Origin of the sequence: Acinetobacter sp. P1(2023) (genome assembly GCF_028367635.1) — a bacterium.
In the GTDB taxonomy this organism is placed as follows: domain Bacteria; phylum Pseudomonadota; class Gammaproteobacteria; order Pseudomonadales; family Moraxellaceae; genus Acinetobacter; species Acinetobacter pittii_E.
This window is the reverse complement of sequence record NZ_JAQNDD010000005.1, coordinates 15,169-34,432: the sequence shown is the minus strand read 5'-3', so window position 1 is coordinate 34,432 and position 19,264 is coordinate 15,169. Positions and strand designations below refer to the sequence as shown.

Below are 19,264 nucleotides of genomic sequence, written 5' to 3'. Positions count from 1 at the left end.
TCATTCTTTGAAAATATGATTTAATATTCATCAAAGCATTTATGCTTTAGTCTTAAAGGGCGATACCTTCCAGTCAAAAAAATGAGCAAAAATGCTATTTTCTTCATCTTAAACCACTTGTGCTAAATATATTTAAAAATCGCCCCAATATATTTTTTAAGTCATTTATTGCTGTTTACCTGATAAGCAAAATGTATTTATGATTTTATGGGCTCAAAGGTTTTCACATTGCTTGAACAAGTGTAAAATCTTTCAGGTTTTTTAACTTTGATTTACACCGTTTTTATATTTTGAGGTTCGCCTCGATCATAATCTCGCGGTGAAATGCTCCTTCGTATAGGGCATCACTCCTTAAGGATTTTTTTATGCCAATTATCACATTGCCAAATGGCGATCAAAAGAGTTTTGATCACGCTGTATCTGTTATGGAAGTTGCCCAAAGTATCGGGCCTGGTCTAGCAAAAAATACTGTTGCTGGCCGTGTAAATGATCGCTTAGTTGATGCATGTGACTTAATTACCGAAGATTCGACCTTACAAATTATCACTCCAAAAGATGAGGAAGGTCTTGAAATTATTCGCCATTCTTGTGCACACCTTGTAGGGCATGCTGTTAAACAGCTTTTTCCTGAAGCCAAGATGGTGATTGGTCCAGTCATTGAAGAAGGTTTTTACTACGACATCTGGATGCCACGTCCTTTTACATTAGACGATATGGCAGCTATCGAAGAGCGCATGAAAAAGCTCATCGATCAAGATTATGATGTCGTTAAAAAAATGACACCACGTGATGAAGTTATTGCTGAATTTACTGCGCGTGGCGAAGAATACAAATTACGCTTGATTGCAGACATGCCTGAAGAAACACAAATGGGCTTGTACTACCATCAAGATTATTTGGATATGTGTCGTGGTCCACACGTACCGAATACCAAATTCTTAAAATCATTCAAGCTCACTAAAATCTCTGGTGCATACTGGCGTGGTGATGCGAAGAACGAACAGCTTCAACGTATTTATGGTACAGCTTGGGCAGACAAGAAACAGCTCGCTGCCTATATCAAACGTATCGAAGAAGCTGAAAAGCGTGACCATCGTAAAATTGGTAAAGCTTTAGACTTGTTCCATATGCAAGAAGAAGCACCTGGTATGGTGTTCTGGCATCCAAATGGCTGGACGATTTACCAAGTACTTGAACAATACATGCGTAAAGTTCAGCAAGACAATGGTTACCTTGAGATTAAGACACCACAAATCGTAGACTTTACATTGTGGGAAAAATCAGGTCATGCGGCGAACTACGCAGACAACATGTTTACGACTCATTCTGAAAATCGTAACTATGCGGTTAAGCCAATGAACTGTCCATGTCACGTGCAAGTGTTCAACCAAGGTTTGAAGTCTTACCGTGATTTACCGATTCGTTTGGCTGAGTTCGGTTCTTGTCATCGTAACGAACCATCAGGTTCTTTACACGGTATTATGCGTGTACGTGGCTTTACACAAGATGACGCTCATATCTTCTGTACTAAAGAACAGATCGGTCAGGAAGTTGCAGACTTTATTAAACTGACTTTAGATGTTTATAAAGATTTTGGCTTTGAAGAAGTGCAAATGAAACTTTCTACACGTCCAGAAAAACGTGTGGGTGATGATGCACTTTGGGATATGGCTGAAAAATCTTTAGCAGATGCTTTAGATGCAGCGGGTCTAGAATGGGAATTACAACCAGGCGAAGGTGCGTTCTACGGTCCGAAAATTGAATTCTCATTGAAAGACTGTCTCGGACGTGTATGGCAATGTGGTACTATTCAGTGTGACTTCAACTTACCAGAACGTTTAGATGCGTCTTATGTGACTGAAGACAATGATCGTGATCAGCCTGTAATGTTGCATCGTGCAATTCTTGGCAGTTTTGAGCGTTTTATTGGTATACTAATTGAACACTACGCTGGTTTCATGCCACCTTGGTTGTCGCCGTTACAAGCTTGTGTCATGAATATTACGGATTCTCAAGCTGAAGCTTGTGAGAACGTCGTAGCAAAACTCAAAGAAAATGGCCTTCGTGCTATTTCTGACTTGAGAAATGAAAAAATCGGATTTAAGATTCGTGAGCGTACTCTAGAGCGTATTCCTTACCTGTTAGTTCTTGGTGACCGAGAGGTTGAAGAAGGTACAGTGAATGTGCGTACCCGCTCAGGAAAAAATTTAGGTACTATGTCAGTAGATGCATTCATTGACTTAGTGAAGTCTGCCGTCGCCGAACGTGGCCGGTATATTGTGGAGTAAGAAAGATTAAACAGCCTGACCGTAACCAACAACAAGGTGCAAAAAGCAACCGTCCAGCAATTAACGACGAGATCCGTGCAAAAGAAGTACGCCTCGTTGGTGCTGACGGTGAGCAAAAAGGAATTGTTTCATTAAATGAAGCACTGCGCGCTGCTGAAGAGGCAGATCTTGACCTAGTTGAGATCGTTGCAAACGCCGAGCCGCCTGTTTGTAAAATTATGGATTACAACAAGCACTTGTTTGACCTTAAGCAGAAGCAAAAAGATGCGAAGAAAAAACAGCATCAAGTGCAAGTGAAGGAAATCAAACTGCGCCCTGCAACTGATGTTGGTGATTATCAAGTTAAGCTTCGTGCTATTTTGAAATTCCTTGAAGAAGGAAACAAAGTGAAAATCACTTTACGTTTCCGTGGTCGTGAAATGGCTCACCAACAACTTGGCTTAGCTCAATTACAAAAGATTGAAGCTGATGTTGCTGAGTTTGGGGTTGTGGAACAAGCACCTAAAATGGAAGGCCGTCAAATGGGTATGTTACTTGGACCGAAAAAGAAAAAGTAATACTCAAAAAAAGCACTGCAAAAGCAGTGCTTTTTTATATCCTTATCATAATAAAAAAAGATGATTTAACTTTTATCTATTCAGTTTGATTTAAGACAGTTGCTATATTTTGAAAGAAATTCAATTCTTGAATTTTATGTATTTTTTAGTGTTGGAAATCTCATCGTCCCTCTTAAAACATGCTATAACGCAAGACGCAGTCATGATAACGATGAATAGGAAAATAGAATGATTGATCTATATTATTGGGGAACTCCCAATGGACATAAAATCACAATTGCCTTAGAAGAAATGGGACTGGATTACACTCTTTACCCAATCAATATTTTAGAAAATGATCAATTTCAACCAGATTTTCTGAGAATTTCTCCCAATAATAAAATTCCTGCGATTGTTGACCAAGATGGACCTCGTGGTGAGCCAATTTCAATATTTGAATCAGGCGCTATCTTGCAATATTTAGGTCGGAAAACCGGATTATTTTATCCAACTGATGAGCAAGAGCGAGTTGAAGTTGAACAATGGCTCATGTGGCAAATGGGTGGACTAGGACCTATGCTTGGGCAGAATCATCATTTCAATCGTTTTGCCCCAGAAAAAATCCCATACGCGATCGACCGTTATGTAAATGAGACTAAACGTTTATATGGCGTATTAAACAAACAGCTTATTGGTCAGAAGTTTGTTGCTGGTGAATACTCGATTGCTGACATGGCAATTTTACCTTGGATCTTGCGCTATGAATGGCAGGGTATTCAATTAGAAGATTATCCTTATGTACAAGAATATATTGTACGTTTAACGGCACGTCCTGCGGTACAAAAAGCATTGTCTATTAAAGTAGCCTGATTTTTGTCTGGATTTAATAAATGTTTAAAGCAAAAAATTATTTGGTGTCATGAGTTGTGCTAAGTTATTTTTTGCTTTTCTTGAGTGCTTTTGGCGCGGCGACATTGTTGCCTTTGCAGTCCGAAGCGGTCTTGGCAGCCTTGTTGCTAAAAGATCAACATTCGGCTGTGCTATTAATAAGTGTTGCTACTCTAGGTAATGTGTTAGGTTCTTGCGTAAATTGGTGGCTAGGCCTAAAAATAGAGCAATTTAAACATCGTAAGTGGTTTCCTGTTTCTGAAAAGCGTTTAGAACAAGCTCAACGCTTTTATCATAAGTATGGTTTTTATTCGCTGCTTTTAAGTTGGACACCTGTGATTGGAGACCCAATTACTTTAGTTGCGGGTTTACTCAAAGAAAATTTTTGGCGTTTTTTAATTATCGTTTTGATTGCTAAAGCGGGGCGCTATATCTTTATTTATTGGGTAATTACAGATCTTATTTAAAATAAAAGCATCCGAAGATGCTTAAATTAAAGCGAATTTATTAGTCTTCTGAGCTTTTTGTAATATCGACTTTAAATAAATCATTGGTTTTTAGCCAACAGAAAGTAACGACGACTAAAGTCATACAACCACCAAAAATAGTTGCTGTAATCGTTCCCAAATATTTTGCTGCCAAACCTGACTCAAATGCACCAAGCTCATTACTTGATGAGACAAACATCCCGTTTACAGCAGCAACGCGACCACGCATATTTTCTGGCGGGAAAATTTGCAAAATAGTTTGTCTAACCACAACTGAAATACTGTCACAAGCGCCCGTCATTGCCAGTGCATATAGAGACAACCACATATTTTTCGAAAAGGCGAATAAAATAGTGAATACTCCAAAACCAGCTACGGCAAGTAACATGTTACGCCATGCATGCTGAGTTGGTGGGAAGCGAGTCAAAGCAATCATAGTAACGAGAGCGCCAATAGAGGGTGCAGCACGCAAATATCCAAGTCCTTCTGGACCAACTTTTAAGATATCTTCGGCGAAAATTGGTAGTAATGCGATGACCCCACCAAATAAAACAGAAGCTAAATCAAGAGAAATCGCCCAAAGAACAATTTTAGTTTTCCAGATAAAGCGGAAACCATCCCCTAAACTCTCTAAAACATTTGCAGTTTCAATTTTAGGAAAACTACGCTTATGCAGTAAATTAATTAATATAAAACAAATGCCCAGTAACGTAGCAACACTAAATAGGCTTGTTTCTCGGCCTAAATAGGCCAGCATAAAACCACCAAGCATAGGCCCAATAATTACACCACTTTGCCAACCGATCGTCGTCCATGTTGCTCCGTTTGCATACAGTTCACGGGGAATTAAAAATGGCTTTAAAGACGTTGCAGAAGGATTATAAAAACCACGAATTGTACCCAAACCAAAAATGACTGCATAAATCCCCCAAGAAAGAAAATTTACGCTGATATGTCCTAAGCCATGTAAATGGAAAAGTAACCATAAAATTAAAGGAAGAGGAACCGAGAAAAATAAACAGATTTTCATAATAATCTGTTTATTAAACCTATCTGCAAAATAGCCACCCCAAAGGGAAAGGGCAATAAAAGGAATGGCTTCTGCAAGTCCGATTAAACCTAGAGTCAGTGGGTCTTTGGTGATTTGATATAGTGAATAGGCAACAATAATTTCTTGAATCAGAATTGCTAATGTTAAGCAAAATTGATTAATGGTAACAATTGAGAAATCTCTATAGCGTAAGGCGGCAAATGCATCATGTTTCTGCATTGGGAATATCGTATGTTGATAATTTGATCGTATTATAAATGGAAAAAAGTATAGGTGCTTTATTTATTATTGATATGGCTGCCACAGTTAAAATCGAAAAGTCTTTCTTTGCACCCATAAAAACAGTAACTAATAGTTTTAATTTTAGTCAGCATGCTATAAAATACGCGCTTCCTTACCTGCAGGTCGATTTTGCAATGGTGCAATCGCGCCGAACAGGTGCCTAAAAGAGGTTACTATGGCTAAGTTAAAAACTCGCCGTGGTGCAGCTAAACGCTTCAAAGCGACTGCAAACGGTTTTAAGCGTAAACAAGCGTTCAAGCGCCACATCTTGACCAAAAAATCTGCTAAACGTATCCGTCAATTACGCGGCTGTGTAATGGTTCATGTTTCTGACATGAATTCAGTTCGTCGTATGTGCCCATACATCTAAGGAGATTATAAATGGCTCGTGTAAAACGTGGTGTAGTGGCTCATCGTCGTCACAAAAAAATTCTTGCTCGCGCTAAAGGTTACTATGGTGCTCGTTCACGCGTTTACCGCGTAGCGTTCCAAGCGGTAATCAAAGCTGGTCAATACGCTTACCGTGACCGCCGTCAAAAGAAACGTCAATTCCGTGCTCTATGGATTGCGCGTATCAATGCTGGTGCTCGTCAAAACGGTTTGTCTTACAGCCGTATGATCGATGGCTTGAAAAAAGCTCAAGTGATCATCGACCGTCGCGTATTAGCTGACATCGCTATGCATGATGCAGTAGCATTTGCTGCTTTAGCTGAAAAAGCTAAAGGCGCATTAGCTGCATAAGCTTAGAGATTCAAAGAAAGACCGCTTTTTAGCGGTCTTTTTTATTATCAGGAATATTATATTTTTCAGATAGTGTCGTAGACAGCTCTTGTACTCTAGAATTAGCTTGTGTGCATTGTTGCTTTAAGTCTATATTGATGGCATTTAAAGTGGTATTTGTTAATTCGTTCTGAAAATATTGCATACATATTTGATTACGTTCTAAATAAAGTTTCTTTAAAGATAGGCCTTGTTCTGTTTTAATGTCTAACTGCGCTAGATTTGTATTATCTTCTTTTAATAGACGAATTCTCATTTCATTAAGTTCTTGTTTAAGTTTTTTTGTTTTATCCAATTGCTTTTGTAATAATTCAAAATTTTCTTTTATTAATTGTGTTTTATTATTAAGTGGTGAAAATATAAAATCGTTAATCTTGGAGTTATTTTCAGACCATTGTTGAGCTAAGGCTGAATACTTGGGGTGCTCTTGATTTTCAATGGACTGTAATTGCTTTAATTCTTGTTGAATCTGACTCAGTGTAAATTCTATTATAGGGAAATTAACGGAACTTTTTTCTTGGTTTGAAATACTTTGTTGTGCGTATGTGTTAATGGAACATAATGCAATGAGCGTTAGGAGTAATCTTTTATATATCATTTTCATATATTCCTGTGGTTAAAGCCCAAAATAATAAGCTAAAGCACAAATAATAATGGTTAAAATAATGAGTTTAATAACGCCTGAACCAGTGCCTTTATGGTGGTGAGATTTCAAATGTTGTGGATTTTCATTTGATTGCTCAAATGGAGATGATTTAACTACAGGCACCATCTGTGCAGTCTGATAATGGTTGGCAACTTTTACAATAAGCTTGGCAAATAAATCATCAGTTTTTTGTGTAAAGTTTCTTAAATTGATGAGTTGCTCTTGGTCTAGTTCTTCTCCTAAAGGATCGTTTGCAAGGCGTTTTTTTTGTTCTAAATAATCAGCTAATGCTTGTGTACGGGACAAAAGTTGATGGGCATAATCTGCGGGATAACTCTCAGGAATTAGGGCAAGTTTTGGTTCTAAGTTTGTAATATTTGTACCATCAAAAAGAGCATTTTGAAGTTCTGGTTCCTCAAAGCCTGTCGCATACTTACTACGGAATAATTCACTCTCCATAAAGTCGGCTATTTCTTGCCATGGTGGATTTTTTAGATCAGCCTCAATTTTTTTTGATAATTTCTCATTTAATTCAAAACGCCAGAATGTCTCTAGGCGTAATTCACAGGTTTGTGAAGAAGGAGCTTCGAACTCGTTATCATTGTTATACCATTCGGCAAGTTCATGGCCAAAAATCCATGCAAACTTCTTATCATTTTGATGACTCACAATAAAATGAGTATAGGGTAAGAGTTCGACGTTACTGTTTGGATTTTGCTCTTCATTGAGAAGGCTTGATAAATGTAAGCTAAGCTTGAGGGTGCCTTGTTTTTTTAATGCTTCTAGCCAAACTTGGAAATGTTGAGCCAATAAATGCTGTGAAGTTAAGTCACGAAACTGAAAACTATGATGGTCGAAAATATGATGTTGTCGCCATTGGTTAAAGCTTAAATTCTGACGGAGGTATTCATTACCATATGTCACAAGCGTAAGTTGTTGTTTCCAAATCTGATTAAGCGCCATAATAGTTGATCTCATTGACGATGCTATTATCTTATACGTTTTATCTTTTTGTTGCCTAATACATTTTTCATGATGGATAAACTTCATCAATTCGATGAAAAACTGTTAGAATGCAGTGTTTTATTATATTTTTTAAATTTGTTGCTTTGAGAGTTAATATGTCACTGGAAGCCCTGACCACAGAAGCGCTTGCTGCCATTGCAGCAGCTCAAGACCTTGTTGCACTTGATCAGGTACGTGTGCAATTTACAGGGAAAAAAAGCCAGCTTGCAGAACAATCGAAAGCATTAGGGAAAATGGACCCTGAAGAACGCAAAGTACAAGGTGCTGCGATTCATGCTGTTCGAGAAACAATTAATACTGCATTAACAGAACGTCAAGCGGCATTACAACAGGCAGCACTTGCACAGAAATTAGCAAGTGAAACGATTGATATTACATTGCCGGGCCGTGGTCAACGTATTGGTACAGTCCATCCTGTTACTCAGGTACAAGAGCGAATTTGTCAGTTCTTCACTAAAGCTGGCTTTACTGTTGCGACTGGTCCAGAAGTTGAAGATGACTATCACAATTTTGAAGCATTAAATATCCCTGGTCACCATCCAGCACGTGCGATGCACGATACATTCTACTTTGATGCTACTCATTTACTACGTACGCATACCTCTGGGGTGCAGATTCGTACAATGGAAACAAGTGAGCCACCAATTCGTATCGTATGTCCAGGCCGTGTTTACCGTTGTGATTCAGATCAAACGCATTCGCCAATGTTCCATCAGATTGAAGGTTTATACGTTGCTGAGAACACGAGCTTTGCTGAATTAAAAGGTTTATTGATTAACCTGCTTAATGAATTTTTTGAAAAAGATTTAAAAGTTCGTTTCCGTCCATCTTATTTCCCGTTTACTGAGCCAAGTGCAGAAGTAGATATTATGGATGAACGTGGCCGTTGGTTAGAGGTTTTAGGCTGTGGCATGGTACATCCAAATGTATTACGTGCTGCGGGTATTGATCCTGATAAATACAAAGGCTTTGCTTTTGGTTTAGGGGTAGAGCGTTTTGCAATGTTGCGTTATGGCATTAATGACTTACGTATGTTCTACCAAAATGATGTGCGTTTCTTACGCCAATTTGCCTAACAGTTTTTCAGGATTAAAAAAGGTTTATAAAGATGAAGATTAGCGAAAATTGGCTACGTACGTGGGTTAACCCAGCAATTGATAGCGAGACATTGTCTGATCAGTTGACTATGCTTGGTCTTGAAGTTGATGAACTCGCGCCTGTTGCAAAGCCATTTACTGGTGTCGTGGTTGGTGAAGTTTTAACAGTTGAGCAGCATCCAGATGCAGATCGTTTGCGTGTAACAACAGTGAATATTGGTTCAGGTGAGCCTTTACAAATCGTATGTGGTGCACCGAATGTTCGTGCTGGCATGAAAGCTCCAGTTGCAACGATTGGTGCTGTATTACCCGGCGATTTTAAAATCAAAAAAGGTAAACTTCGCGGAGTTGAGTCACAAGGCATGCTTTGTGGGGCTTCTGAAATTGATCTTGAAGATAAAATTGATGGTTTGCTTGAGTTGCCTGCCGATGCTCCAGTAGGGGTAAACATCCGTGAATATCTAAAACTTGATGATAACGTCATCGATATCAGTATTACACCAAACCGTGGTGATTGCTTCAGTATTCGTGGAATTGCACGTGAAATTGCAGTGATTAACCAACTGCAAATGAATGAGCCTGAAATCAAATCGGTTGATGCGACAATCACTGATGAGAAAAAAGTAGTAATCAGCACAGATGGTGCTCCACGCTACTTAGGACGTGTAGTTAAAAACGTTAATGTAAAAGCTGCAACGCCAGAGTGGATGGAACAGGCTTTAGCACGTTCAGGAATTCGTACTCATAGTATTTTAGTTGATGTAACCAACTACGTCCTCATGGAATTGGGTCAACCAATGCATGCTTTCGATCTAGCTAAAATCGAAGGAACTGTACAAGTTCGTCAAGCTAAGCCGCAGGAAAAACTACAGCTTTTAAATGATCAAGAAGTTGAATTACAAGAAGATATAATGGTTATTGCTGATGACCAGAAAGCTTTGGCAATTGCCGGAATTATGGGTGGTCTAGCATCTAGTGTAACCGATGATACAACTGACATTTTCTTAGAAAGTGCTTTCTTTGCGCCACTTGCTATTGCTGGACGTGCTCGCCGTTTTGGTTTACACACAGATTCTTCGCAGCGTTATGAACGTGGTGTGGATTTTGAATTACCGTTAATTGCAATGAATCGTGCTTCTCAGCTTATTCAAGAATTGGCGGGCGGTGAGTTTGGCCCAATTACTGTAGCTGAAAAAACTGATCTACTTCCTAAACGTGAAGCAATTGACCTTAAACAGGCTCAGGTAGACCAATTATTAGGATATCAAGTCGCGGGTGAGTTCATTGCGGATGCTTTAGCTCGATTAGGCTGTAAAGTAACTGTTAAAGCTGAAGGTGAATGGAGTGTAGTCCCTCCATCACATCGCTATGATATGGCTATTTATCAAGACCTAATTGAAGAAGTAGCGCGTATTGATGGTTATGACAATATCCAAATTAGTTTACCAACTATGGATGTTAAATTAGCTAAATACCAAGACCGCTTTGAAATTGCAGAGTTACGTCAAACTATCGTAAGTTTGGGTTATCAAGAAGCAATTAGCTTTAGCTTTGCCGATGCAAAACTTGAAAAGCAATTAAACCCACAAGTAAATCCATTAATGCTAGCAAATCCAATTTCAAGTGATTTGGCTGCGATGCGTAGTACTTTGCTTTCAAGTTTAATTCCTTGCGTACAATATAATATTAACCGTCAGCAAAGCCGTGTTCGCTTCTTTGAATTAGGGCTACGTTTTGATTATCAAAATGCTAAAAGTATTAAAGATCTAAAGCAGATTCCAACTTTAGCTTTGGTTGCAGTAGGTTCACAACAACCTGAATCTTGGCATGTTAAGCCGCAGCCAATGGATTTCTTCGACTTCAAAGGAGAGATTGAAGAGATTTTAGCTGCTGGTCGTGTCAAAGTTGAATATGTGCGTTCAGAGCGTGCATGGTTGCATCCAGGACAGTCTGCTGAAATTTTAGTTGATGGACAATCAATTGGTTACTTAGGCCGTCTGCATCCATCTTTAGAAAATGAGCTAGATTTGAGCACAACTTGGGTTGCTGAACTTGATCAAACTGCCGTTTTGCAATCTTATGTATCTAATTTTACAGAATTATCACGTTTTCCTTCGATCAGACGTGATATTGCGCTTTTAATCTCTGATAATATAAATGTTAGAGATATTCAGCAGTTAATCGAAAAAACTGGTGGAGAGCTTTTAGACTCTACATGGTTATTCGATGTGTATACGGGGCAGGGTGTCGAAGAAGGTAAACGCTCATTAGCGTTTGCGTTATTATGGCAACATCCTTCACGTACGCTTGAAGATGCTGAAATTAAATCTGGTATGGACAATATAATCCACGTGTTGGAAAACACTTATCAAGCGACATTGAGGGCCTCATGACAGCATTAACTAAAGCAGACATGGCTGATCATTTAAGTGAGTTAACCAGCTTAAATCGCCGTGAAGCAAAACAAATGGTCGAGTTGTTCTTCGACGAAATTAGCCAAGCGCTTATTGCAGGAGAGCAAGTTAAGCTTTCTGGTTTTGGTAATTTCGAATTAAGAGATAAACGCGAACGTCCTGGACGTAATCCTAAAACAGGCGAGGAAATTCCGATTTCTGCGCGCCGTGTAGTTACCTTCAGAGCGGGTCAGAAGTTTAGACAACGCGTTGGAAATGAGCAGATCGATTGATCTGCTTTTTTTATATTTATATTTTAGATAGCTTTATATAATTTTATTTGGCAGCAATATAGGGCCATTTAATATTGGAAAATCAAAAATTAGAAGTAAAAAAAGAGGACAAAATGTCCTCTTTTTTATCTAATCTAGAATATAGATTAGTGTGCAGCAGAAGCTTCAGAAGCAGCAGCAGCAACGTCAGAAGCAGCAGCAGCAACGTCAGAAGCAGCAGCGTCAACAGCTACAGCAGCTTCAGAAGCAGCAGCAGTAGCTTCAGAAGCAGCAGCTACAGCTTCAGAAGCAGCAGCAGGAGCTTCTTCTTTCTTAGAACAACCAACGAAAGCTAAAGTAGCAGCAACAGCAGCAGCAACAGCGAATTTTTTGAATAACATGGCATCACTCTCACAAAAAAGATTTGAGATTAAAAAAACCTAAGTTGGACTGTTTTGCTTTTATTATTCCTAAAACGTAGCTAGGTAACAACGCATGGAGCAGTCTAACTGGTCTGCCGCTATGCTATCACTGCAAATGTCGAAATACTACTGTCGCTTGTCAAAAAAACATATGAAAAAGAGAAAAACAGACTGTTTTTTAACAGAAAAAAACAATTAACAAACTACTATATATTGGAAAAGGTAGAGATAAGTTACTAAAAAGAATCAACTTTTTTATATAAAAATATTTATTATCAAAAGCTTATAAATAATTTTACATAAAAATCAACGAAATGTATTTTTGTGTAAAGCTTGTCAACCAAATAAAAAACCACTCAAAAGAGTGGCTTTTTATTAAGGTTTGATTAATTAAGTTGAAGCTTTACGTTTCATTTGATCAAAGAAATCATCGTTTGTTTTGGTTTCTTTCATACGGTCAAGTAAGAATTCCATTGCTGCCAACTCATCCATAGGGTGGAGGAGCTTACGAAGAATCCATACTTTACGTAATTTATCTTCATCCATTAAACGTTCTTCACGACGGGTGCCTGACTTTTTGATATTCATGGCAGGGAAGACGCGTTTTTCAGCAATACGGCGATCAAGCGTAATCTCTTGGTTACCTGTACCTTTGAATTCTTCATAAATGACGTCATCCATTTTACTGCCTGTTTCAATCAAAGCAGTTGAGATGATCGTGAGTGAACCGCCTTCTTCAATATTACGTGCAGCACCGAAGAAACGCTTAGGACGTTCTAATGCATGAGCATCCACACCACCCGTTAACACTTTACCTGATGACGGGATAACGGTGTTGTAAGCACGTGCAAGACGGGTAATAGAGTCAAGAAGAATCACAACATCTTTTTTATGTTCAACAAGACGTTTAGCTTTTTCAATAACCATTTCTGCAACTTGTACATGGCGAGCTGGAGCTTCATCAAATGTTGAGGCAATAACTTCACCGCGAACAGTACGTTCCATTTCAGTTACTTCTTCTGGACGTTCATCAATGAGTAGAACGATCAGAAATACTTCTGGATTGTTTCTAACAATCGATTGAGCAATATTTTGAAGTAACATTGTTTTACCCGCTTTTGGCGGTGCAACAATAATAGAACGTTGGCCTTTACCAATTGGCGCAACTAAATCAACAACACGAGCAGTTAAATCTTCTGTCGTACCATTACCTAATTCCATAACCAATTGTTCGGTTGGGAAAAGGGGAGTTAAGTTTTCAAATAAAATTTTATTTCGAGAATTTTCTGGCGTGTCGTAGTTAATTTGGTTAACTTTGAGCAACGCAAAATAACGCTCACCTTCTTTTGGAGGGCGAATAGTACCTGTGATGGTATCACCTGTACGCAAGTTAAAGCGTCGGATTTGTGAAGGACTCACATAAATATCATCCGGACCTGCTAAATACGAACCTGCGGCAGAGCGCAAAAAACCAAAACCATCAGAGAGAATTTCAAGAACGCCGTCACCAAAAATTTCTTCGCCATTCATCGCATGGCGTTTCAAAATGGCAAAGATAATATCTTGCTTTCTGTTACGAGCCATACCTTCCAGGCCCATAAATTCAGCAATTTTAATTAGTTCGCCGATTGGTTTTTTCTTGAGTTCAGTTAAATTCATAAGGGTCAGAATTAGGAAAGAGTAGAGTGTGGTTTAAAAAGAAGAAAAATCGCTCGCATACAAAAAAGATTATCGCAATTGTATTTACACAATAACAATTCAGAAGTCTGATTAATTGTTTCGAAGAGAAATGTGAAAAAACAATTTCTGTTGCCGAGTGGCGATCTTTATGTTTGTGTCTTGTAAGAAGCCGGACGAAGATGATTCCCTTCAGTGCCTCTTGAGCATGCAATATAAGCCAGCCTAGCTAATTTGTCAATTTATAGCCGAAAAAAATACGCTATAAAGAAGTATAGCGTATTTTCTTTTTTAGCATTTTGACTTAAACGTTTTCATCAATAAAGCTAACAAGTTTAGAGCGAGGTACAGCACCAATTTGTTGAGCTACAACTTCACCATTTTTGAAAAGTAATAAAGCAGGAATATTGCGGATGTTGTATTTCACCGCAGTATCTTCGCAAGAAGTCACGTCAACTTTAACAATTTTTACTTTACCAGCATATTCGCTTGATAAGTCTTCAAGAACAGGTGCGATCGCTTTACAAGGTGCACACCATCCTGCCCAGAAGTCTACAAGTACAGGTGTTTCAGAATCTAAAACATCCGCTTGGAAGTTATCATCAGTTGTATTTACAATAGTCGCAGACATGGTACGGCTCCAATTTTTAGAAAAAAGTGCTATTACAGGAGAAAATGATCTCTATCAGTATTACATAGCTACTTAGTTCAATGTAAGGGTTTGATGCTATTATTCAAGGCTTATCTAAATTTGTCTAATGGATGCTCACGATATTCATCATCGACTTGTACAATCAACTTATAAATAGAAAAATTTAAATCACAGCTAATTGTTGATGAAAATGGCTTTTCAATTGCATTCTTGTGAATTACTCTAGGCGTGAATTGTTATGGGTTTAGTTCAATAATGTCTGACTTTCTGATTGATGAAGAATTACTTGCCGCCATAGATATGGGGTCGAACAGTTTTCACCTTGCAATTGCACGGGTAGATCATGGTGAAGTTAAAAAAGTTGCTTCGATGTCAGAAAAAGTACAGCTTGCAGCTGGTTTAGATGAGAATAAAAACCTAACGGAAGCCGCTCAGCAACGGGGCCTCGCATGTTTGGCTCGTTTTGTTGGGAGATTAAGTTCTGTTCAACCAAATCGTTTAAGAATTGTGGCGACCAATGCCTTGCGTCAGGCAAAAAATGGTCATGAATTTATTCAAAAAGCGGCAGAAATTTTACCTAAACCTATTGAAATTATTGCGGGACGAGAAGAAGCACGTCTGATTTATCTTGGCGTATCACATACCATGGCAAATGGTGGTCGACGTTTAGTTGTAGATATTGGTGGGGGCTCTACCGAATTTATTATTGGTGAAGAGTTTGAACCTATTTACACTGAGTCATTGCAAATGGGATGCGTGGCTTATACAAAAGCCTACTTTGCTGATGGTGAAATCACACAAAAAGCCTTTGATAAAGCAGTAGTAGCTGCCCGTAAAGAACTTTCAGCTATCGCAACAACTTATAAAATGGAAGGTTGGGATACTGTTGTTGGTTCTAGTGGAACTATTAAAGCTTGCCGCCAAATTATGGTGAATATGGGCTTAAGCGATGAACAAGAAAACGTTACTCGAGAAGGGTTGTATAAACTCAAAGATAAATTACTTAAGTTTAAAAATATTTCTGAAATTGATTTTGAAGGACTTCGAGAAGACCGACGAGCAGTTTTGCCAGCCGGATTGGCAATTTTGTACGCAGTTTTTGAAGTTTTAGAAATTGATCGTTTGGCATATTCTGATGGTGCATTACGTGAAGGCGTCATGTATGACCTATTAGGTCGTTTTAAACATGAAGATATCCGCGATCGCAGTGTACAAGCTTTAATGGGACGTTATAACGCTGATCCAAAACAAGCAGAAAGAGTTGTAAATACAGCACAACAATTATTTGATGGTGTTGCAGAATCACTTAATTTAACGAGTGAAGACAGTGACTTACTGCGTCGAGCTGCCTATTTGCACGAAATTGGTTTAGCGATTAGTCATGGTGGGTATCACCGCCATGGTGCTTATTTATTGCAGCATTCTGATATTCCTGGTTTCTCACAAATTGATCAAAATCATCTTTCACATTTAGTTGCGCACCACCGTCGTAAATTGCGAAATGATGTAAAAAATGAAATTTTGAAGGCTGGTGGCCATAAATTACTTTATCTATGTTTATTGCTTCGCCTAGCAGTTTTACTCAACCATAGTCGAAGTGATCAGATGCTTCCTGCCATTGAACTGACCATCATAAATGATCAACAATGGCAGCTTAGTGTTTCTGGTGATGCCAAACAATGGCCATTGTTAGTTGCCGACTTGCATGATGAGCAAGAGCAGTTTAAGCATTGGGACATTGAATTGAATATTCAGTCGGAAAAATTTATCGATTAAAGGGATAATATTCGACCTATGAAAAAAGCTACTCAGTCCAAAGCGTGGACAACGGTTCAAATTGCACGTCATCCTGATCGTCCGCAATTTCTAGATTATGTCGGTGAAATCTTTACAGAGTTTGATGCCTTGCATGGTGATCGTTTGTTTGGTGACGATGGTGCGATGGTAGGTGGTCTTGCTCGTTTTGATGGTCAGCCTGTGATGGTCATTGGACAACACCGTGGTCGTAGTACCCGTGAAAAATTAAAGCACAACTTCGGTATGGCTAACCCAGAAGGTTACCGTAAATCTCAACGCCTATTAGATATGGCTGAGCGTTTTAATCTTCCGGTTTTCACCTTTATTGATACGATGGGTGCTTACCCAGGTGTAGGTGCTGAAGAGCGTGGACAAGCTGAAGCAATCGCAACGAGTCTTGCTCAACTTTCAAGTTTGAAAGTTCCTGTTGTTGCAACAGTACTTGGTGAAGGCGGTTCTGGTGGTGCTTTAGGTATTGGTGTTGCTGACCGAGTAATTATGTTGTCGCATAGTATTTATTCTGTGATTTCACCAGAAGGCTGTGCATCTATTTTGTGGAAAACTGCTGAAAAAGCGGCTCAAGCAAGTGAAGCTTTAGGTTTGACAGCAGATAAACTACAATCTCTAGGTATTGTTGAATATGTAGTAGATGAAGGTGAAGGGGCTCATTTAGACCCTGAGCAAGTCATGCAAAACCTAAAAGTAGTTTTGAAGCAAGCTTTGGAAGAGTTGCTACCAATGGATGCAAATGAACGATGCGAAGCACGTTATCAACGTTTAATGAAGTTTGGCAGCGAAAATTTAGGCATCACGTCTTAAAACAGGCTCAAGAGTCTTTAGAAAATAATACTTTTCTTATCGGATGTAGTGGTGGCATGGATTCAATGCTGCTGCTACATTTGATGTCTCAAATTTTCCCTCAAAAGATCCGAGTAATTTACATAGATCATCAACTGCAATCAAAAAGTGCAGAGTGGGGAAAACTCGTTGCTAAACAGGCTACGAGTTTAAATATTCCTTATATCATTCAAAAAGTTCAAGTTACTGACGGTAATTTGGAAGCTCAAGCACGTCAGGCACGCTATCAAGCTTATCAGCAACATTTGCAGGCCAATGAAGTTTTAGTGCTTGCTCATCATCAGCAAGACCAAGCTGAAACAGTGATGTTAAGGTTATTATCGGGTGCAGGTGTTGATGGGCTAGCTGCTATGCAGTCTATCGATCATCGCGTGGATATGACAATTTGGCGACCTTTTTTAGATTTAACTCGTGAGCAAATTGTTGAGTGGACTACTCAACTTGAGATTGAACATGTAATTGATCCTACAAATTATGATATCCATTATGATCGGGCATGGTCGCGTGAGGAGCTTTGGCCATTCTTACAAAACCGATTTCCAAAAATGCAGCAAGCCCTTAGTCGTACCAGCTATTTGATGCAAGACGCTTCTGAAATTTTAGAAGAGGTTTTAAAAGTTGATCTGCAAAATTGTGGTACGGACGAATGTTTGGATTTAACTCAGCTATTAAAATTATCCTCTGCCCGTCAGCGCCAATTACTTTCGGTTTGGATGAAAGGTGAGGGGCAATACCGGCCTGCATTTGTAATGGTTGAGCGTTTAAAAAATGAAGTAATTGATTCAAAGTCTGATGCACAGGCGGCATTACACTGGAACCAGTTTTATTATGTTCGTTATCAACATCATCTTTATAGGTTGAGTAAGGAAGTTTTTCTTGCTGAAAAATTAAATCCAGTTGAAACCGAGACGGAGCATTATTTCCAAATGGGGGAAATAGTGCATTGTGCTTCAGGATATTTTCAAATTACCCAAACAAATATGGGTTTATCTTCATCTTTATTAAAGAAAAATTTAAAAATAATTCGACGCCAAGGTGGTGAAAAAGTCCATTTATATGGTCGCGTTGGGCAATGGCCATTAAAAAAAGCAATTCAAGAAGCACATATTTTGCCTTGGCTTCGTCATACAATTCAAATATTAGTCATAGATAATGTTATGCTTGGGGTTTTTACACCGAAAGGATTTTGGTTGGCTCAGTCTCCGTATTGTGAGCAAGGAGGATGGCAACCAGATTTAATTTCTTATTCTTGTAATCTGGTAAATGGCGAATATGGTTATGACAAGTGCAGTAAATAGTAATATCTGTTTTATTGGTGGTGGTAATATGGCCCAAGCTTTGATTGGCGGGCTTATTTCAAGAGGTTTACCGCCAACACGTATTACCGTTTCAGATCCTGTTGAGCAAATCCGCCAATTATTGCAAGAAAAAGAAGTCCATGTGACACAAGATAATGTGGCTGCAATTCAAAATGCTGATGTTGTTGTACTGGCGGTAAAACCACAAGTTTTGGCGACTGTTTTACGTCCTTTAAAAGGTTTGTTATCAGATAAATTGGTCATTTCAATTATTGCTGGTGCTGAAATTCAAACGATATCAAACTTAATTGATAGCAATCGAATTGTTCGAGTAATGCCAAATACGCCGGCTCTAGTTCAAACTGGTGCGCATGGTATCTATGCAAATGAGGTAGTTGGTACTTCTGATCGTGAATTAACAAGTCAGATTTTAGCAGCCACAGGTTTAACAATTTGGGTAAACTCCGAAGCTCAAATTGATGCGGTAACAGCGGTTTCTGGCTCAGGTCCTGCATATTTCTTTTATCTCATGGAAAGTATGATTCGTGCGGGTAAAAACTTAGGACTTGACGAGAAAGTTGCAACTGCGTTGACTCTTCAAACGGCATTAGGTGCAGCTCAAATGGCAATTACCAGTTCAAATACTCCTTCTGAACTACGTAAGAACGTGACGTCACCAAATGGTACAACTCAAGCTGCACTTGAAGTTTTTGACCGTGCACAAATCTCCCAAAATATTCAATCTGCATTGGCTGCTGCACAGAAGCGTAGTCAAGAATTGGCTCAAGAATTGAGTGACAGTGCGAAATAGCT

General features: G+C 38.8%; 21 protein-coding genes. 15 read left to right on the top strand and 6 right to left on the bottom strand.

All coding sequences use genetic code 11. The features are described from left to right. The first annotated feature begins 365 nt into the window (after window positions 1-365). The 4 genes from thrS (at window position 366) to POD11_RS09150 (ending at window position 4,179) form a co-directional block, all read left to right on the top strand. A complete protein-coding gene (gene thrS, locus POD11_RS09165; RefSeq protein WP_016144362.1) occupies window positions 366-2,288 on the top strand; it encodes a threonine--tRNA ligase in 1,923 nt (640 codons plus the stop codon). A 5-nt stretch (window positions 2,289-2,293) separates the two neighbouring features. Continuing rightward, on the top strand, window positions 2,294-2,845 hold the full coding sequence (infC, locus tag POD11_RS09160; protein ID WP_075383312.1) for a translation initiation factor IF-3: 552 nt from the start codon (window positions 2,294-2,296) through the stop codon (window positions 2,843-2,845). Window positions 2,846-3,073: 228 nt separating this feature from the next. Next, window positions 3,074-3,694 carry a glutathione S-transferase N-terminal domain-containing protein gene (locus POD11_RS09155; RefSeq protein WP_262457015.1) on the top strand — a complete coding sequence of 207 codons (621 nt, stop codon included), beginning with the start codon at window positions 3,074-3,076 and terminating at the stop codon, window positions 3,692-3,694. A 56-nt stretch (window positions 3,695-3,750) separates the two neighbouring features. Then, complete coding sequence (locus POD11_RS09150; RefSeq protein WP_262457014.1) at window positions 3,751-4,179, top strand: YqaA family protein; 429 nt, start codon at window positions 3,751-3,753, stop codon at window positions 4,177-4,179. Window positions 4,180-4,219: 40 nt separating this feature from the next. Here the strand turns inward: POD11_RS09150 and nreB are convergent, their stop codons facing one another. Next, window positions 4,220-5,470: a nickel resistance MFS transporter NreB gene (nreB, locus tag POD11_RS09145; RefSeq protein ID WP_262457013.1), complete on the bottom strand. Its 1,251-nt coding sequence runs from the start codon at window positions 5,468-5,470 to the stop codon at window positions 4,220-4,222. Between the two features lie 38 nt (window positions 5,471-5,508). Between nreB and POD11_RS09140 the strand changes: the two genes are divergently transcribed. The 3 genes from POD11_RS09140 to rplT are packed head-to-tail and all read left to right on the top strand — an operon-like array spanning window position 5,509 to window position 6,274. Then, window positions 5,509-5,697 carry a hypothetical protein gene (locus POD11_RS09140; protein ID WP_262457012.1) on the top strand — a complete coding sequence of 63 codons (189 nt, stop codon included), beginning with the start codon at window positions 5,509-5,511 and terminating at the stop codon, window positions 5,695-5,697. Between the two features lie 11 nt (window positions 5,698-5,708). Next, entirely contained in the window at window positions 5,709-5,903 is a 195-nt protein-coding gene (gene rpmI / locus POD11_RS09135; protein ID WP_002054552.1) for a 50S ribosomal protein L35, read from the top strand. Between the two features lie 11 nt (window positions 5,904-5,914). Beyond that, window positions 5,915-6,274, top strand: coding sequence for a 50S ribosomal protein L20 (rplT, locus tag POD11_RS09130; protein WP_000124858.1), 360 nt, complete (start codon window positions 5,915-5,917; stop codon window positions 6,272-6,274). A 28-nt stretch (window positions 6,275-6,302) separates the two neighbouring features. Here rplT and POD11_RS09125 read toward each other — a convergent pair whose 3' ends face one another. Continuing rightward, window positions 6,303-6,917: a hypothetical protein gene (locus POD11_RS09125; RefSeq protein ID WP_262457011.1), complete on the bottom strand. Its 615-nt coding sequence runs from the start codon at window positions 6,915-6,917 to the stop codon at window positions 6,303-6,305. A gap of 12 nt (window positions 6,918-6,929) precedes the next feature. Beyond that, complete coding sequence (locus POD11_RS09120) at window positions 6,930-7,922, bottom strand: hypothetical protein (protein WP_262457126.1); 993 nt, start codon at window positions 7,920-7,922, stop codon at window positions 6,930-6,932. 158 nt (window positions 7,923-8,080) lie between these two features. Between POD11_RS09120 and pheS the strand changes: the two genes are divergently transcribed. Genes pheS through POD11_RS09105 form a run of 3 tightly spaced genes read left to right on the top strand, consistent with a single transcriptional unit; the run spans window position 8,081 to window position 11,768 of the window. Beyond that, window positions 8,081-9,061 (top strand): phenylalanine--tRNA ligase subunit alpha, encoded by a 981-nt coding sequence (gene pheS, locus POD11_RS09115; protein WP_002117277.1) that lies wholly within the window; start codon window positions 8,081-8,083, stop codon window positions 9,059-9,061. A gap of 32 nt (window positions 9,062-9,093) precedes the next feature. Continuing rightward, window positions 9,094-11,475 (top strand): phenylalanine--tRNA ligase subunit beta, encoded by a 2,382-nt coding sequence (gene pheT, locus POD11_RS09110; protein ID WP_262457010.1) that lies wholly within the window; start codon window positions 9,094-9,096, stop codon window positions 11,473-11,475. Beyond that, window positions 11,472-11,768, top strand: a complete 297-nt coding sequence (locus tag POD11_RS09105; RefSeq protein WP_000126166.1) for an integration host factor subunit alpha — start codon at window positions 11,472-11,474, stop codon at window positions 11,766-11,768. Before pheT ends, POD11_RS09105 begins: the two co-directional genes overlap by 4 nt. Before the next feature lie 146 nt (window positions 11,769-11,914). Here the strand turns inward: POD11_RS09105 and POD11_RS09100 are convergent, their stop codons facing one another. Beyond that, the gene (locus POD11_RS09100) at window positions 11,915-12,148 is read right to left on the bottom strand and encodes a hypothetical protein (protein ID WP_262457009.1); all 234 of its coding nucleotides are present in this window, start codon (window positions 12,146-12,148) and stop codon (window positions 11,915-11,917) included. 94 nt (window positions 12,149-12,242) lie between these two features. On the opposite strand from POD11_RS09100, the gene POD11_RS09095 reads away from it, so the two are divergent. Next, complete coding sequence (locus POD11_RS09095) at window positions 12,243-12,368, top strand: hypothetical protein (protein WP_262457008.1); 126 nt, start codon at window positions 12,243-12,245, stop codon at window positions 12,366-12,368. A gap of 191 nt (window positions 12,369-12,559) precedes the next feature. Here POD11_RS09095 and rho read toward each other — a convergent pair whose 3' ends face one another. Together rho and trxA are read right to left on the bottom strand one after the other, a co-directional pair. Further along, window positions 12,560-13,828 (bottom strand): transcription termination factor Rho, encoded by a 1,269-nt coding sequence (gene rho / locus POD11_RS09090; RefSeq protein WP_002117304.1) that lies wholly within the window; start codon window positions 13,826-13,828, stop codon window positions 12,560-12,562. Between the two features lie 322 nt (window positions 13,829-14,150). Further along, window positions 14,151-14,477: a thioredoxin gene (gene trxA / locus POD11_RS09085; RefSeq protein ID WP_016142169.1), complete on the bottom strand. Its 327-nt coding sequence runs from the start codon at window positions 14,475-14,477 to the stop codon at window positions 14,151-14,153. 276 nt (window positions 14,478-14,753) lie between these two features. Here trxA and ppx point away from each other — a divergent pair, with 276 nt between their 5' ends. From ppx to proC, 4 genes are read left to right on the top strand one after another with little or no spacing between them, the layout of a single operon-like run. Beyond that, window positions 14,754-16,274 carry an exopolyphosphatase gene (ppx, locus tag POD11_RS09080; RefSeq protein ID WP_033849270.1) on the top strand — a complete coding sequence of 507 codons (1,521 nt, stop codon included), beginning with the start codon at window positions 14,754-14,756 and terminating at the stop codon, window positions 16,272-16,274. 18 nt (window positions 16,275-16,292) lie between these two features. Further along, the gene (locus POD11_RS09075; protein ID WP_016142167.1) at window positions 16,293-17,114 is read left to right on the top strand and encodes an acetyl-CoA carboxylase carboxyltransferase subunit alpha; all 822 of its coding nucleotides are present in this window, start codon (window positions 16,293-16,295) and stop codon (window positions 17,112-17,114) included. Then, window positions 17,051-18,451, top strand: a complete 1,401-nt coding sequence (gene tilS, locus POD11_RS09070) for a tRNA lysidine(34) synthetase TilS (RefSeq protein ID WP_262457007.1) — start codon at window positions 17,051-17,053, stop codon at window positions 18,449-18,451. The genes POD11_RS09075 and tilS overlap by 64 nt, the downstream gene beginning before the upstream one ends. Further along, window positions 18,426-19,262, top strand: a complete 837-nt coding sequence (proC, locus tag POD11_RS09065; RefSeq protein ID WP_080649506.1) for a pyrroline-5-carboxylate reductase — start codon at window positions 18,426-18,428, stop codon at window positions 19,260-19,262. Before tilS ends, proC begins: the two co-directional genes overlap by 26 nt. Window positions 19,263-19,264: the final 2 nt, after the last annotated feature.

Excerpts from the sequence above, each read along its gene's own strand:
- POD11_RS09155 (WP_262457015.1), top strand. The coding sequence starts at position 3,074 with ATGATTGATCTATATTATTGGGGAACTCCCAATGGACATAAAATCACA.
- proC (WP_080649506.1), top strand. The coding sequence starts at position 18,426 with ATGGTTATGACAAGTGCAGTAAATAGTAATATCTGTTTTATTGGTGGT.
- POD11_RS09100 (WP_262457009.1), bottom strand. The coding sequence starts at position 12,148 with ATGTTATTCAAAAAATTCGCTGTTGCTGCTGCTGTTGCTGCTACTTTA.
- rplT (WP_000124858.1), top strand. The coding sequence starts at position 5,915 with ATGGCTCGTGTAAAACGTGGTGTAGTGGCTCATCGTCGTCACAAAAAA.
- thrS (WP_016144362.1), top strand. The coding sequence starts at position 366 with ATGCCAATTATCACATTGCCAAATGGCGATCAAAAGAGTTTTGATCAC.
- ppx (WP_033849270.1), top strand. The coding sequence starts at position 14,754 with ATGTCTGACTTTCTGATTGATGAAGAATTACTTGCCGCCATAGATATG.
- trxA (WP_016142169.1), bottom strand. The coding sequence starts at position 14,477 with ATGTCTGCGACTATTGTAAATACAACTGATGATAACTTCCAAGCGGAT.
- rho (WP_002117304.1), bottom strand. The coding sequence starts at position 13,828 with ATGAATTTAACTGAACTCAAGAAAAAACCAATCGGCGAACTAATTAAA.
- POD11_RS09105 (WP_000126166.1), top strand. The coding sequence starts at position 11,472 with ATGACAGCATTAACTAAAGCAGACATGGCTGATCATTTAAGTGAGTTA.
- POD11_RS09120 (WP_262457126.1), bottom strand. The coding sequence starts at position 7,922 with ATGGCGCTTAATCAGATTTGGAAACAACAACTTACGCTTGTGACATAT.
- rpmI (WP_002054552.1), top strand. The coding sequence starts at position 5,709 with ATGGCTAAGTTAAAAACTCGCCGTGGTGCAGCTAAACGCTTCAAAGCG.
- nreB (WP_262457013.1), bottom strand. The coding sequence starts at position 5,470 with ATGCAGAAACATGATGCATTTGCCGCCTTACGCTATAGAGATTTCTCA.
- POD11_RS09095 (WP_262457008.1), top strand. The coding sequence starts at position 12,243 with ATGGAGCAGTCTAACTGGTCTGCCGCTATGCTATCACTGCAAATGTCG.
- tilS (WP_262457007.1), top strand. The coding sequence starts at position 17,051 with ATGCGAAGCACGTTATCAACGTTTAATGAAGTTTGGCAGCGAAAATTT.
- POD11_RS09140 (WP_262457012.1), top strand. The coding sequence starts at position 5,509 with ATGGAAAAAAGTATAGGTGCTTTATTTATTATTGATATGGCTGCCACA.
- POD11_RS09075 (WP_016142167.1), top strand. The coding sequence starts at position 16,293 with ATGAAAAAAGCTACTCAGTCCAAAGCGTGGACAACGGTTCAAATTGCA.
- pheS (WP_002117277.1), top strand. The coding sequence starts at position 8,081 with ATGTCACTGGAAGCCCTGACCACAGAAGCGCTTGCTGCCATTGCAGCA.
- pheT (WP_262457010.1), top strand. The coding sequence starts at position 9,094 with ATGAAGATTAGCGAAAATTGGCTACGTACGTGGGTTAACCCAGCAATT.
- POD11_RS09125 (WP_262457011.1), bottom strand. The coding sequence starts at position 6,917 with ATGAAAATGATATATAAAAGATTACTCCTAACGCTCATTGCATTATGT.